Source organism: Aeribacillus sp. FSL K6-3256 (assembly GCF_037965805.1).
GTDB lineage: Bacteria > Bacillota > Bacilli > Bacillales > Aeribacillaceae > Aeribacillus > Aeribacillus composti.
Window position 1 is genome coordinate 2,985,634 of sequence record NZ_CP150188.1, and the last position, 14,755, is coordinate 3,000,388.

Genomic DNA, 14,755 nt, shown 5'->3' on the forward strand with positions numbered 1-14,755 from the left:
CCTTAATCCCCCATGTTCATTTATGTTCTTTCTTGCTTGTTTTTGATTGTTTATAATGAATATAATCCGATACTGTTTAAATTGTCAATATAAATGAACAAAAATATGTTTATTTTTGCTCGATTATATTAATTTTATGCTTGTAAATTTTATTTTATTAGTTTAATATAATCAGTACAATGAAAGCATTTTCATGGAGTGGTTGGTATGGAAAAATATACTATTGGAATTGATTTCGGTACTGAATCTGGGAGAGTTTTAATAGTAAACATTGACGATGGATCTATTAAAGGACAATGTGTCATTCCATATGCGCATGGAGTGATTACAGAGATGCTTCCGACGAACGATGGGACGAGATTACCCAGAGATTATGCTCTTCAGCATCCGGGCGACTATTTAGAAGTCATTATGAAAGGAATTCCTCATGCTATAAAAGATGCAAATATCAGCTCTTCACAAATTATAGGTATTGGCATTGATTTCACCTCATCTACTATGGTCGCAGTAGATGAAAAAGGAAAACCATTATGTTTTCACAAGGAATTTCAAAACAATCCCCATGCGTGGGTAAAATTATGGAAGCATCATGGGCCGAAAAAAGAAACAGAAGAAATGTTCAAATTAGCTTCTTCACATAAAGAAAGCTGGCTAAAAAATTACGGCTACAACATTTCAACAGAATGGTTTATCCCAAAATGCTATGAAGTTTTTTGCAAAGATCGTGAAGTGTATGAAAAAGCTAGCTTATTTTTGGAAGCAGGAGATTGGATTGTTTCACAGTTAACAGGGAAAGTTGTCAGAAGCAATTGCTCGTTAGGCTTCAAAGCTTTTTGGAATGAAAACAGCGGTTTTCCCGTGCAATTTTTCGAAAAGCTCCATCCTGAATTTAAAAACATTGTTTCTTCAAAGTTAAAAGGTAAAATTGGATATATTGGTGAAAAAGCTGGGGTCCTCACTGATGAAATGTCAAGTCTTTTAGGATTGCCGAAAAATCTGCCTGTCGCCGTTGCCATTATCGATGCTCATTCCGCAGTATTAGGAGTCGGTTCATCCAAACCACACCAATTGACAATGGTAATGGGGACGTCCACTTGCCATATTATGCTGAGCAAAAAAGAAATTCATATACCAGGTATTTCGGGAGTAGTAAAAAATTCTATTATCCCAAGATTATATGCATACGAAGCCGGACAATCCGCTGTAGGCGATTTATTTGGCTGGTTTGCAAAACAAGTTCCCGAATCATTGATGAAAGAAGCGAAAGAACAAGGAATTTCAGTATTTGATTTACTGGAAAAAAAGGCATCTCACCTAGAGCCTGGTCAATCTGGTCTCATTGCATTAGATTGGCATAATGGAAACCGGTCTATACTTTCAGATGCAGATCTTTCAGGAATGATTGTAGGACTGACCCTAGCTTCCAAACCTGAGGATATCTATAGAGCATATATGGAAGCTACAGCATTTGGCGCAAAAATCATTATTTCAAATTATGAACAAGCAGGATTAAAAATTAATGAAATATTTGCTTGCGGTGGTTTGCCCCAAAAAAATGATTTACTCATGCAAATATATGCAGACGTTTTAAATAAAGAGATTATTGTTTCAGCCAGCGATTATACCCCTGCAGTTGGCGCTGCCATTCTTGGCTCTGTTGCAGCTGGCAAGGAAAATGGAGGATATGATAGCGTAGAAGAGGCTGTTGAAAAGATGAAACAGCCAATTTTGAAAACTTACAAACCAATTCTCAGCCATGTAGAAAAATATAAAAAATTATTTCAAATATATCAGCAATTACACAATTATTTCGGAATTACGAAAAAAAGTTGGATGAAGGATTTAAAATCTCTTTAATCCGAACATGTCGCCCCAAAATATCTGCATGGAAGCATATCGTCAGTGCCGAAAGCAATATGATCATTCATGCTTGAGCAAAAACTGAACACTATATTTTTAGCAGGTTTCCCACTGGAACAACCTGCTTTTTCTTTTCACGCAACAATTCTGCCAATATTTTGTTCAAGTCTGCCAAAAATTCGGCAAAAATCTATTTTGTATTTTTTTAATATTCCGCAAATTAAGCGCTTTCAATTTTGGTACGGTTCTTGCATGATATAAAGTCGAAAAAAAAATGAAAGGGGTTGTTTTGAGTGAAAGCAGCAGTAGTTAACGAATTTAAAAAAGCACTTGAAATTAAAGAGGTGGAAAGACCAAAACTAGAGGAAGGTGAAGTTTTAGTTAAGATCGAAGCATGCGGTGTGTGCCATACGGATTTACATGCAGCCCATGGTGACTGGCCGGTTAAACCGAAATTGCCGTTAATTCCGGGGCATGAAGGAGTCGGAATTGTTGTAGAAGTCGCAAAGGGAGTTAAATCAATAAAAGTGGGAGATCGCGTCGGCATCCCATGGTTATATTCTGCATGTGGTGAATGTGAATATTGTTTAACTGGTCAAGAAACACTTTGCCCGCATCAATTGAATGGCGGATATTCCGTTGATGGCGGATATGCGGAATACTGTAAAGCTCCCGCAGATTATGTGGCGAAAATTCCTGATAACTTAGATCCAGTTGAAGTAGCTCCAATTTTATGTGCAGGCGTAACGACATATAAAGCGTTGAAAGTATCAGGTGCTCGGCCAGGTGAATGGGTGGCCATTTACGGTATTGGAGGACTTGGTCATATTGCATTACAATACGCCAAAGCGATGGGACTTAATGTGGTAGCTGTTGATATCAGTGATGAAAAATCAAAATTAGCCAAAGATTTAGGTGCAGATATTGCAATCAACGGTTTAAAAGAAGATCCTGTCAAAGCGATACATGATCAAGTAGGCGGTGTTCATGCTGCTATTAGTGTAGCGGTGAATAAAAAAGCATTTGAACAGGCCTATCAGTCAGTGAAACGGGGAGGCACATTAGTTGTTGTCGGTCTGCCAAATGCTGATCTGCCTATTCCGATCTTCGATACAGTATTAAACGGCGTTTCCGTTAAAGGTTCCATCGTCGGTACAAGAAAGGACATGCAGGAAGCATTAGATTTTGCTGCTCGCGGAAAAGTCCGTCCAATTGTTGAAACCGCTGAATTAGAAGAAATAAATGAAGTATTTGAAAGAATGGAAAAAGGAAAAATCAACGGTCGTATCGTACTAAAATTGAAGGAGGATTGATGATGAGCTCAATTGCAGCCCCTAAATTAAAAGAAAAAGTTGAAAAGTTTTTATCCGGTAAGAAAAAAATGTATATAAACGGCAGCTTTGTTGAAAGCGCTTCAGGAAAAACATTTGACACTCCTAACCCTGCAACGGGAGAAAGATTGGCAACAGTTTATGAAGGAGATGCTGAAGATATCGACCGCGCTGTGAAGGCAGCCAGAGAAGCGTTTGACCGTGGACCGTGGTCAAGAATGAGCGCAGCAGAAAGAAGCAGGCTCATGTATAAACTGGCGGATTTAATGGAGGAAAATAAAGAAGAACTGGCTCAGCTAGAAACATTGGATAATGGGAAACCAATTCGTGAAACAATCAATGCCGACGTACCGTTGGCAATTGAACACATGCGTTATTATGCTGGATGGTCTACGAAAATTGTCGGACAAACAATTCCAGTCAATGGACCGTATTTTAACTATACACGTCATGAACCAGTTGGCGTCGTAGGGCAAATTATTCCTTGGAACTTTCCATTGCTCATGGCAATGTGGAAGCTTGGCGCCGCGCTTGCAACCGGTTGTACAGTTGTATTAAAGCCAGCTGAACAAACACCTCTTTCAGCTTTATATTTAGCTGAACTTATTGAAGAAGCCGGTTTTCCTGCCGGTGTTGTCAATATTGTTCCCGGATTTGGTGAAACAGCAGGTGATGCATTAGTCAAACATCCACAAGTTGATAAAATTGCCTTCACAGGTTCAACTGAAGTCGGAAAATTAATTATGGCAAACGCTTCGAAATCTCTTAAACGCGTTACGTTAGAACTAGGCGGTAAATCACCGAACATCATTTTGCCTGATGCTGATTTTTCAAAAGCAATTCCGGGTGCTTTAAATGGCGTCATGTTCAACCAAGGACAAGTTTGTTGTGCAGGCAGCCGCGTCTTCATTCAGAAGAAACAGTATGACAATGTTGTGGCTGATATGGTATCCCATGCAAAATCTATTAAACAAGGATTTGGACTAAAAGCAGATACAGAAATGGGACCGCTTGTTTCTTCCGAGCAGCAAAACCGAGTCCTTGGATATATTGAAAAAGGGCTGGAAGAAGGTGCTGAACTTTTAACAGGAGGACAAAAACCTTCCGAACAAGGGTATTTTGTAGAGCCGACTATTTTTGCCAACGTTGAAGATTCTATGACCATTTCAAAAGAAGAAATATTCGGACCGGTAATCGCTGCTTTGCCATATGAAGATATAGACGAGTTGATTGAACGTGCAAACGATACAAATTATGGATTAGCAGCAGGGGTTTGGACGCGCGATGTTACAAAAGCTCATTACATTGCTAACAAGCTCCGTGCTGGAACAGTTTGGGTAAACTGTTACAACGTCTTTGATGCTGCAAGTCCGTTCGGTGGATATAAAGAATCCGGCATAGGAAGAGAAATGGGATCCTATGCATTAGACAACTATACAGAAGTGAAAAGCGTCTGGATTGCCCAGAATTAATACAAAATAGGGGAGTGCTCGATAGGCCCCTAAATAATTCAAGTAGAGAAAAACAAATCGTTTTTCTCTACTTGATTTCGTATTTTTGTCTGAAAGTAGCTGGCGGATGCCGGCTACTTTCAATATGTTGTGGTAAGCAATGAATTGTTGCTTGCCACTTACATATTTTGTTTACCTTTTACATATTAAAAGGATTTTTTTATTTTTATATGGAATTATGTATTTATGGAAAAACTGTCAATGTTAAAGGGGGGACATAATGAACATTCATAAATTTGTCATGCCGGAGATAATATTTGGAAACGGTTCCATTTCTGAAGTCGGCAACTGCTGTTTACGTTTGGGCGCATCCAATGTGCTCATCGTCAGTGATCGCGGTATTTCGGAGGCCGGCTGGCTGGATGTAGTCATTGATAGCTGCGTGAAAGCCGGTTTAAAATACGAGACATTCATTGATATTACGGTTAATCCAAAGGATACAGAAGTGGATAAAGGGCGAAATATATATCTTAAATATGGATGCGATTCGGTGATCGGGATTGGCGGAGGCAGCGCTATTGATGCAGCCAAAGCTATTGCTCTGTTAGCGACAAATGGCGGAGTCATTCATGATTATGAAGGCGTCGACAAAATTAAGCATCCCCTCCCGCCTCAAATCATGATCCCTACTACAGCCGGCTCGGGATCAGAGGTTTCACAATTTTCTATTATTTTAAATACAGAAAAACAGAAAAAGATGACCATTATTTCAAAATCGTTAATACCTGATATTGCTATTATTGACCCTGAAACACTCGTGACAAAAAGTTCCCATTTAACTGCTTCAACAGGAATCGACGTTTTAACACATGGGATTGAATCGTATATTAGTTTGGCCGCAACACCGCTAACTGATGTTCATGCCAAAAATTCTATATCGCTTGTCGCTAAATATTTACGGCCTTCTGTCGCCTCTAAATTAAATAAAGAGGCGAAAACCAATATGGCAATGGCAAGTTTACAAGCTGGAATTGCCTTTTCCAATGCCATTTTAGGAGCTGTTCATGCCATGTCTCATGCAGTTGGTGGCAGATATCCTATTTTGCACGGCGATGTGAATTCTATTTTATTGCCTCATGTCATGGAATTTAATTATTTAGCAAATCCTCAAAAATTTGCAGATATTGCGTATCTCCTTGGATTAAATGATTGCGACATATCGAAAATGGAAGCAGCCAAAAAGGCGATTGACCTTGTGAAGGAATTAATTCAAGATGTTGGAGCTCCGCAAAGGCTTTCTGAAATTCATGTAAAAAAAGAAGAAATTCCTCAAATGAGCTTAACTGCTTTAAATGATGCATGTATGATCACAAATCCAAGGGATGTCACTGTCGAAATTATTGAAGAACTTTTCAGAAAGGCTTGGTAGAAATGTTGCTAAAAGAGCGGGAAGAAATGATCAGCAAGCTGACTGGCGTCCAGTCTTCTAAAAAAAGCTACTATAATGAATTGAAAATCATGGTTGAAGAGCTCAAAAAGAAAAACATGCAGCTAGAGGTGATAAATGAGGTAAATAGAAGCTTCAATATCGATATGTCAATAGATGAAATGCTGAAAAATATATTTGAAAAGCTAAAAGTTTTTTTTCCGCTTGAACGAATCAGCTTATCTTTATATGAACATGATAAGCTGACGCTAACAAATGTATATCCTCCCAATTCTTTATATTTTCCTATTGGATTTGTTTTTCCAAAAAAAGATTCTTTATATTGGCAGGCAATTGAGTCGTCACAAAAAATTTTTTACCAAATGAATAATGATCTTCATTATTTCATTGAAAAAAAGGCGTATCAATCATTAGGTATTCAAAGCGCCTTAGTCATTCCCCTCGTAAGCAAAGAAGCGGCTATCGGTCTTTTAAGCATTGGAAGCAAAAAAATCAATCATTTCGATGAATCGGACCTTGCGTTTTTTCAGCAGCTATCCGATCAAATTGCCGTTTGCATCGAAAATGTCCGTCTTTATCATAAAGTCTTAACAGCCAAAAAAGAATGGGAAGAAACGTTTCGTGCGGTATCAGATATGATGTTTATTACAGATTTAGAAGGAAATATATTAAAATCGAATGATTCTGCAAAAGAATATTTTAAAACCGATCTTATCGGACAGAATATACACAAGTTATTAGAAATCGATAAAAAGGAAGCTACTCAGGAAAAATATCTCTCAGTCAAAGAAAATATTATTGATGAGTTTCATTTAAAAAATCACGTCTTTGAATTCCGCTCATTTCCGATCTTTAATAGGAGCCATGAGGTTTATTCATATATCATCTACATTATCGATATTACAGAAAAACGAAAGATGGAGGCTCAACTAATTCAGTCTGGAAAATTAGCGGCTATTGGAGAAATGGCAGCCGGAATCGCACATGAACTGAACAGCCCTTTAACAGCTATCCTTGGCAATTCTCAGCTTTTATTAAGATCATTCAAACAGGACGACCGCTCCTACAAACTTTTATCAGACATATATTTATGTGGAAAAAGGTGTAAATCCATTATCCAAAATTTACTTACTTTTTCGCGTCAAGATGAATATGTGTTCGAAGAATGCTCTATCAATGAAGCGGTGGAACAAGTATTAGGAATTTTTAGCGACCAGTTTAAGCAACAAAATATCATCATTCAACAAGAACTGGCTGAGCATATAGATCATGTGAAAGGAAATATTCAGCAAATCGGACAGATCATTTTAAACTTGTTAATTAATGCAAAGGATGCCTTGGAAGAAAAAAATATACCGAAGAAGATCATCAAGATTGAAACAAAAGAAATAATTGAAGACAACAAAAAATGGATCACACTGTCCATAACAGATAATGGAATCGGAATTCAAAACCAGCATTTGCAGGAAATATTTAATCCTTTTTTTACCACGAAAAGTCCAGGAAAAGGCACTGGACTAGGGTTGTCCGTTAGTTTAGGGATCGCTGAAACACACGGCGGTACAATTGTCGTGAACAGTAAATACGGAGAAGGCAGTGAATTTATTTTAAAGCTCCCAGTTAGACACGAATAGAAAGGGAGATGATTTGCAATGAAAAAGGTACTAGTAATAGACGACGAACGTGAAGTAGGAAACTTTTTTCGACATCTTTTAGAAGAAAAAGGATATGATGTAAAGGTAGGTTTGAATGCTGAAGATTTTTCCAACTTAATTTCGCTCCATTCCTTTGATTTAGCACTAATTGATGTAAAGCTGCCTGGTACAGATGGTCTTCATTTGCTTAAGCAATTAAAAACAGCTCATCCTTCCTGTAAAGCTGTCATTATGACAGGATACAGCACAGTGAAAACGGCTGTAGAGGCCATTAAGAATGGTGCAAATGATTATATTGAAAAACCGTTCGATGATATAAGCCAATTAGAGAAAACATTAGAAGATTTATTAAATAGCGAGAAATTTTCTTCACCAGCAAACACCGACAAACTGGCCGATACGATTGGATTTATTATCGGCAACAATAAAAAGATGAATGAATTAGTCAAGCTGGCGGAAAAAATTGCTAAGAAAAACATAAATGTATTAATTGAAGGAGAAACAGGAACAGGCAAAGAGGTGCTTGCCCATTTTATTCACAACATGAGCTTAAGATACGATCAACCATTTGTCCGAATAAATTGCGGAGCTGTTTCCGAAACGTTATTGGAGAGTGAATTATTCGGGCATGAAAAAGGTGCTTTTACTGGAGCCATTAAACAGAAAAAAGGAATATTTGAAATAGCCAATAACGGTACACTGTTTTTAGATGAAATTGGTGAAGCAAGCCAGGCCATTCAAGTACAGCTGCTAAGAGTACTAGAGACGGGGGAATATTTCAGAGTAGGCGGTGAATCGATCCGTAAAACGAATACACGGATCATTGCGGCCACGAATAAAAATTTGGCCGATGCTGTCCAAGAAAAAACGTTTCGAGAAGATTTATTGTATCGTTTAGATGTAGTGAAATTAAGAATTCCCCCACTGCGAAACAGAATAGAAGATCTCCCGCTGTTTTTGGATTATTTTCTAAAAAAGATAAACGCTTCACATCTTACATTCTCAGATGAAAGCATTGAACTAATGAAAAACTATAACTGGCCGGGAAATGTAAGAGAGCTATTTAACATTGTCAAAAGAGCCGCAACATTGGCAGATGGAGAGACAGACATAATTACGCCAAAATATTTACCCGACAAATTAAAAACCAGCTTCAGCTTCCAACTAACAAAATTTCCAAAAGCTAGCACAGTTCATGATGATTTAGAAGCTTATTTATCGAATTGGACGAAACATATTTTATCGTTATGGAAGCAGCAAGATGACATCGACCTTGAACAAGTATTGGATTCCATTAAAGAATTAGAAAAACAAATTGGCCGATCATTTGTCCTCAAATCACTTAAAAAACATACAGGAGATCGAAAAAAAACAGCAGAAGCACTAAACATTACAACTCGGCAGCTACGATATTTGCTTAATGAAAAAGGGAAAATTTAAATTAAGCACTTCTTAAATAAATAAAAATTATTGTGAATGAGAATTAAATGCTGCCCGTAAGCTAAAACAAGCGGATCATGAAAGATCCGCTTGTTTTATTAACGCATTACTTTTATAGTGAAAAAATCAAGCAAGCTTGAAAGCCGAAAACTCACAGCCATAAAAGCTGATACGGCTTTTCTAAATATTTTTTCACCAGCCCGAGAAATTGGCTTGCCGGAGCTCCATCAATTACTTGATGGTCAAACGTTAAGCTGAGCGGCAAAATTTTTCTCTTTTGAATGGTATCTCCTGAAAACACTGCCGTATCCGCAGCTGTTCCTACTCCGAGAATGCCCACTTCCGGAGGATTCAAAATCGGGGTGAAAAATTCAACGCCGTAAGCCCCTAAACTGGTGATCGTAAAGGTCGAGCCGCTCATTTCTTCGCTGCTTAAATTTCCTTCTCTTGCCTTCTTACTTAGTTCCTTGATATTTTTCGAAATTTCGTTTAAGGAAAGCTTGTCGGCATGGCGCAAAACCGGCACAACGAGCCCGTTCTCCAATGCAACTGCAATGCCTAAATGCACTGAATCATACGTTTGAATCTGCCCATTTTCATACAAACTGTTCATTTGCTTTTGATTTCGCAGCGACAGAATGACCGCCTTGGCTACAAAGTCAGTAATAGTCAATTTTAAATTCTGCTCATCCTGCAGTTCGCTTTTAATCTTTTCTTGCAGTTCAAATAAAGAGGTCACATCGGCTTTCATATGAATCGTCAGCTGTGCTGTCTGATGCAGACTTGTAAACATCCTTGATGCAATCACTTTACGCATGCCAGTGACAGTTTTTACTGCAATATCTTCTTGCTTTTCCGCCGGCTTATTTGTCGAGATTACTACTTCTTGTTCAGGTTCTAAATGGGGGGATGCTTTTTTCGATTGAATCGCTTTTTCAACGTCCGCTCTTGTAATTCTTCCTTTTGGCCCTGAACCCGAAATACTGCTCAAATCAATCCCGGCTTCACGTGCTAGTTTTCGGGCGGCAGGTGAAACGCGAATTGTTGTTTGAGAAGATAAGCTTTCTTCTTTCAAAATGGTTGTCGCCACTTCTTGGACAGCATCGTTCGTTATGTTGTTGATTACCTCCCCTTCTTGACCGATATAGCCAATGGCTTTTCCTACTTCCACTGTTTCATCCTGCTCGGCAGCAATCTCTAATAACACGCCATCTTGCGGTGCTTCGATATCCTTTTCAATCTTATCAGAGCTGATCACCACAACTGGTTCTCCTTTTTTTACTGGATCGCCCTTTTTCTTTAACCACTCTACTACCGTTCCTTCTTCCATGCTCATTCCCAGCTTTGGCATGATAATTTCAACTGTCATGTTTCATCTCTCCTTTGATGAATACTAGAAATGCTATGCGTGTTGATGTCTCCATTCATCAACACGCACAGCTTTTTTTATGCGGTCACGATCGCTTCGTCTCCAATTATTTCAGCCGCTGCCTTAAGCACTTTTTCCGGTGTCGGCAAGTAAAGATCCTCCAGCGCAGGCGAAAAAGGAACCGGACAATGCGGAGCCGTAATCAGCTTAATTGGTCCATCCAGATAATCAAATCCTTTATCTGCTACAAGAGCGGAAATGTCAGCAGCTGCACTGCAGCGAGGATTTGCCTCATCAATGACAATTAACCGGCCTGTCTTCGATACAGAAGATAAAATCGTATCTTCATCAAGCGGGGACAGTGTTCTCGGATCAATTACCTCCGTTTCGACTCCTCTCGTTTTTAATATGTCGGCAGCCTTCAAGGCCGTGTGCACTTGCTTCCCTATCGCTACGATGGTCAAATCGCTGCCTTCCCGTTTGATATCCGCTTTTCCAAACGGGATCGTATAAAATCCTTCCTCTACTTCTCCTTTCAGGTTATAAAGTGTTTTATCTTCAAAAAAGATAACGGGATCATCGTCAAAGATGGAGGTAAGCAACAGTCCCTTCGCATCCGCCGGTGTAGAAGGAACAACGACTTTTAAACCGGGTATATGGGTAAAAAGGGCATACAGGCTTTGGGAATGCTGCGCCGCCGCTCGAAAACCGGCACCGTGCATTGTTCGTATCGTTACAGGCACCTTCGCCTTGCCTCCGAACATATAACGAAGTTTTGCCGCTTGGTTCATAACTTCATCTAAGCAGCTGCCGATAAAATCGTTAAACATTAATTCGGCAATCGGTCTTAGTCCTGTTGCTGCGGCGGTAACTGCTGCACCAATATAGCCGGCCTCCGCAATAGGCGTATCCAACACTCTTTCTCTTCCAAACTCTTGAACAAGACCTTTCGTAACCCCCATTACTCCTCCCCAAGCTTCATCGTCCTGCAAATGATCCACATTCGCTCCTCCTGCAACGTCTTCTCCAAGTAAAATAACATTTTGATCTTTGCGCATTGCCAGCTTCATAGCTTCATTGACCGCACCAGAAAAAGAAATTTTTCTTGCCATTTTTCGTTCCTCCTAACTCCTTTGATTTAATAAGATACATAAACATCCTTTAAAAGATCCTCAGCAGACGGAAACGGGCTTTTTTCAGCAAAATGTACCGCCTCCTCAACCGCTTTTGTTACCTGTTGTTCGATATTTAATAATTCTTGTTCGGATATTAATTGATTGGAAAGAATGTAATGGCGGAATTTTGCAATTGCATCATTCTCCTGTAAATGCTTTTGTTTTTCTTCCGCAGATTTGTAAGTCTGGGCGTCACCTTCAAAATGTCCGTAATTCCGATATGTCTTACATTCAATTAATGTCGGGCCCTCTCCATTTCGAGCTCGTGCAACTGCTCTTTCTGCCGCCTCATATACAGCTACCACATCTTTGCCGTCGACCACTTCTCCCGGGATATTATAGGCTTGAGCCCGATCCGCAATGTTTTTACAGCTGGATGCATATTCAAATGGGGTCGCTTCTGCATATCCGTTGTTTTCCGCCACAAAAACAACAGGCAATTTCCATATAGCTGCAAGATTAATACCTTCATGAAATGTTCCATGATTGTTCGCGCCGTCTCCGAAAAAACAAACTGCAACCGCTCCCGACTTCTTCAATTTTGCTGTCAGGCCTGCCCCAACAGCTAGCGGGAACCCCCCGCCGACAATTCCGTTGGCCCCAAGCATTCCTTTTTCAACATCGGCAATATGCATCGATCCTCCTTTTCCGTTGCACAATCCTGTTGCCTTTCCGTAAATTTCAGACATCATTCCGTTCAAATCACAGCCTTTGGCAATGCAATGTCCATGTCCGCGATGCGTACTTGTGATATAATCTTTGTCATCTAAATGCGCGCAAATTCCTACAGCGACCGCTTCCTCGCCAGCATATAAATGGACAAAGCCAGGCAGCACTCCTTTGCTGAAAATTTCATGAACCTTGTCCTCAAACTGGCGAATTTCATGCATTTTCTGAAATATCCATTTTGCTTTTTCTTGTGTAATGGGAGTAGATGTTGATTTGGCAATCGTCATAAAGATAACCTCCTATTTGATTGGCTTCACTTTTTTCATTTGCAACTATCATGCCAATAAAAAAATGCTTACAAATCAACATTCTTTGTAAGCGCTTTATAAAAAATATTTTTTTCATCTCATTTTGTCCTAATTTTTATCGTTTTGTCGCAAATTAGCTCAATTTATATTTTTTTAATTTGCGATACAGTGTACTTCGAGAGATATTTAACGCAGCAGCCGCCTCACCAATATTTCCATTTGTTTTCTTCAACATATTTAGAATGCGTTCTCTTTCTAGCTGATCCCGATACGACAAATTACCTTTATGGAATGTTTCGGAATTTTCCTGTTCTTGCTCCCAAGCAATCAGCATGGATTTCAAGTGGGAAATGGATGGAATACGGTCTCCATATTCCACTCGTATACGCTCGAGCACGTTAAACAGCTCCCTTATATTTCCGGGCCAGTGATAAGCTGAAAACAACTGTATGACATCATCTGGAAAAGAAATGAGCCAATCATTTTTTTGACAATAATACTCAATAAAGAATGGGATATCTTCTTTACGCTCTCTTAATGGCGGAACGTTAAGCGTGCATACATAAATGCGGTAAAATAAATCTTCACGCAGCTTTCCTTCCTTTACTAATTTGTATAAATTGCGATGTGTTGCAGTTATGACTCTTATATCAACAGGAACGGGCTTTTCCCCGCCAATCGGTACAACTTCTTTTTCCTGAAGCACTCTTAAAAGCGCTACTTGCATTTCCGACGGTATTTCACCGATTTCATCAAGAAAAATGGTTCCGCCGTCAGCCTGAACAAATTTCCCTTTATGTCCCGTCCGTTTGGCTCCTGTAAATGCTCCGTCAACGTAACCAAATAACTCGCTGCCGATCAATTCCTTTGGAATAGCTCCGCAATTTACTGCAACAAACGGCTCATTTTTTCTCACGCTATTTTGATGAATCGAACGAGCAATGAGTTCTTTTCCTGTTCCTGTTTCTCCCATGATACAAACAGTCGACTCCGTTTTTGCAACTTTTTCACAGATCTTTAAAAGATTTTGAAATGATAAGCTTTTTCCAACTACTCCTTCAAAGTGATAAATTGTTGTAGGAAATGGAAAAGCTTCATGATGATTCGTCTTCTGCAGGGTAACTTCATAGCCAATCAAATCATGGTAAATGGAAGAAAAAATAGGAGTCTTCGTTTTGATTCGCCAATTTTTATCACAAATTTCTTCAAGCGGTTGATCCATCATGCTCGCGAAGGAAGAACGTAAACAATGGTTGATCCATACAATCTTCCCTTGATCATCACATATCATTGAAGGGAAATGAGGATTTTTCACTTTCGATGAATATTTAAGCAACTCCAACATATCGTCCTTTTTTCTCATGTGAAATTGTTGTTCAATCGTATACGCTGCAGCGACAACAGTGGCTAAGGCATGGTTGGAAAATTGAGAGCAGTCGATGGGGTAAGATAAGTCGATAATTCCGACAAGTTCTTTTTTTTCGTCATAGATCGGCGTGGCTGAACATACCCACTGCTGAGAAGCAAGAGAGTAATGCTCTAACCCAGTAACCGTAATAGGTTCACGAATCCTCAATGTTGTTCCAATTGCGTTCGTCCCCACCTCATCTTCAGTCCACTTCACCCCCTCAATAAATTTGATTGTTTCTGCCTTGTTCATGGCCTGTTTATGGCCGTTCATATACAAAACGTATCCGTTACTATCAGCGAGAAGAAGAATTGATTTCGTTTCTTGAAACACTTTTTCCAAATGTTCTAATATCGGAGCAGCAATTTGAAGCAATCTTTGATTCTTTTTCCTTCTTTCCGTCAACAGCTGCGAATCGAGCACAATCCTTCCTTTTCCATCGTAAGGATCGACATTTTGTCGGCGGCAAATATACCATGACTCTTCAATTCTTTTATTCATCCTCCCATGATCCAATACTCCCTCCCGAACAAAACGGCGCCAAATTTCGTGTTTCAAAGGATCAACGATACTCATTTTTCTCCTCCTTCCCACATTTTCCACCAATATGAACATTCGACTTTTTATGCAAAATTCCTTTTA

At 39.3% G+C, this 14,755-nt stretch carries 10 protein-coding genes; 6 read left to right on the forward strand and 4 right to left on the reverse strand.

Translation table 11 applies throughout. The features are described from left to right. Positions 1 to 207: 207 nt before the first annotated feature. The 6 genes from NSQ84_RS14370 to NSQ84_RS14395 all read left to right on the forward strand — a co-directional run bounded on the left by NSQ84_RS14370 (position 208) and on the right by NSQ84_RS14395 (position 9,184). Complete coding sequence (locus tag NSQ84_RS14370; protein WP_066250957.1) at positions 208 to 1,857, forward strand: ribulokinase; 1,650 nt, start codon at positions 208 to 210, stop codon at positions 1,855 to 1,857. Positions 1,858 to 2,153: 296 nt separating this feature from the next. Then, positions 2,154 to 3,173 carry an alcohol dehydrogenase AdhP gene (gene adhP, locus NSQ84_RS14375; RefSeq protein ID WP_063387231.1) on the forward strand — a complete coding sequence of 340 codons (1,020 nt, stop codon included), beginning with the start codon at positions 2,154 to 2,156 and terminating at the stop codon, positions 3,171 to 3,173. Between the two features lie 2 nt (positions 3,174 to 3,175). After that, on the forward strand, positions 3,176 to 4,663 hold the full coding sequence (locus NSQ84_RS14380; RefSeq protein ID WP_063387230.1) for an aldehyde dehydrogenase family protein: 1,488 nt from the start codon (positions 3,176 to 3,178) through the stop codon (positions 4,661 to 4,663). Between the two features lie 259 nt (positions 4,664 to 4,922). After that, positions 4,923 to 6,071, forward strand: coding sequence for an iron-containing alcohol dehydrogenase (locus tag NSQ84_RS14385; RefSeq protein ID WP_063387229.1), 1,149 nt, complete (start codon positions 4,923 to 4,925; stop codon positions 6,069 to 6,071). A 2-nt stretch (positions 6,072 to 6,073) separates the two neighbouring features. Then, positions 6,074 to 7,723 carry an ATP-binding protein gene (locus NSQ84_RS14390; protein WP_339212012.1) on the forward strand — a complete coding sequence of 550 codons (1,650 nt, stop codon included), beginning with the start codon at positions 6,074 to 6,076 and terminating at the stop codon, positions 7,721 to 7,723. Positions 7,724 to 7,741: 18 nt separating this feature from the next. Further along, positions 7,742 to 9,184, forward strand: coding sequence for a sigma-54 dependent transcriptional regulator (locus NSQ84_RS14395; protein ID WP_327856435.1), 1,443 nt, complete (start codon positions 7,742 to 7,744; stop codon positions 9,182 to 9,184). A 151-nt stretch (positions 9,185 to 9,335) separates the two neighbouring features. Here the strand turns inward: NSQ84_RS14395 and NSQ84_RS14400 are convergent, their stop codons facing one another. The 4 genes from NSQ84_RS14400 to NSQ84_RS14415 all read right to left on the reverse strand — a co-directional run bounded on the left by NSQ84_RS14400 (position 9,336) and on the right by NSQ84_RS14415 (position 14,689). Continuing rightward, positions 9,336 to 10,553 carry a dihydrolipoamide acetyltransferase family protein gene (locus tag NSQ84_RS14400; protein ID WP_327856436.1) on the reverse strand — a complete coding sequence of 406 codons (1,218 nt, stop codon included), beginning with the start codon at positions 10,551 to 10,553 and terminating at the stop codon, positions 9,336 to 9,338. A 77-nt stretch (positions 10,554 to 10,630) separates the two neighbouring features. After that, the gene (locus NSQ84_RS14405) at positions 10,631 to 11,665 is read right to left on the reverse strand and encodes an alpha-ketoacid dehydrogenase subunit beta (RefSeq protein WP_327856437.1); all 1,035 of its coding nucleotides are present in this window, start codon (positions 11,663 to 11,665) and stop codon (positions 10,631 to 10,633) included. A gap of 26 nt (positions 11,666 to 11,691) precedes the next feature. Further along, positions 11,692 to 12,684 (reverse strand): thiamine pyrophosphate-dependent dehydrogenase E1 component subunit alpha, encoded by a 993-nt coding sequence (locus tag NSQ84_RS14410; RefSeq protein WP_063387224.1) that lies wholly within the window; start codon positions 12,682 to 12,684, stop codon positions 11,692 to 11,694. A gap of 154 nt (positions 12,685 to 12,838) precedes the next feature. After that, the gene (locus NSQ84_RS14415; protein WP_130157094.1) at positions 12,839 to 14,689 is read right to left on the reverse strand and encodes a sigma-54-dependent Fis family transcriptional regulator; all 1,851 of its coding nucleotides are present in this window, start codon (positions 14,687 to 14,689) and stop codon (positions 12,839 to 12,841) included. Between the last annotated feature and the right edge of the window lie 66 nt (positions 14,690 to 14,755).

Coding starts and splice junctions, on each gene's coding strand:
- NSQ84_RS14370 (WP_066250957.1), top strand. CDS start 208: ATGGAAAAATATACTATTGGAATTGATTTCGGTACTGAATCTGGGAGA.
- NSQ84_RS14380 (WP_063387230.1), top strand. CDS start 3,176: ATGAGCTCAATTGCAGCCCCTAAATTAAAAGAAAAAGTTGAAAAGTTT.
- NSQ84_RS14385 (WP_063387229.1), top strand. CDS start 4,923: ATGAACATTCATAAATTTGTCATGCCGGAGATAATATTTGGAAACGGT.
- NSQ84_RS14390 (WP_339212012.1), top strand. CDS start 6,074: ATGTTGCTAAAAGAGCGGGAAGAAATGATCAGCAAGCTGACTGGCGTC.
- NSQ84_RS14395 (WP_327856435.1), top strand. CDS start 7,742: ATGAAAAAGGTACTAGTAATAGACGACGAACGTGAAGTAGGAAACTTT.
- NSQ84_RS14400 (WP_327856436.1), bottom strand. CDS start 10,553: ATGACAGTTGAAATTATCATGCCAAAGCTGGGAATGAGCATGGAAGAA.
- NSQ84_RS14405 (WP_327856437.1), bottom strand. CDS start 11,665: ATGGCAAGAAAAATTTCTTTTTCTGGTGCGGTCAATGAAGCTATGAAG.
- NSQ84_RS14410 (WP_063387224.1), bottom strand. CDS start 12,684: ATGACGATTGCCAAATCAACATCTACTCCCATTACACAAGAAAAAGCA.
- NSQ84_RS14415 (WP_130157094.1), bottom strand. CDS start 14,689: ATGAGTATCGTTGATCCTTTGAAACACGAAATTTGGCGCCGTTTTGTT.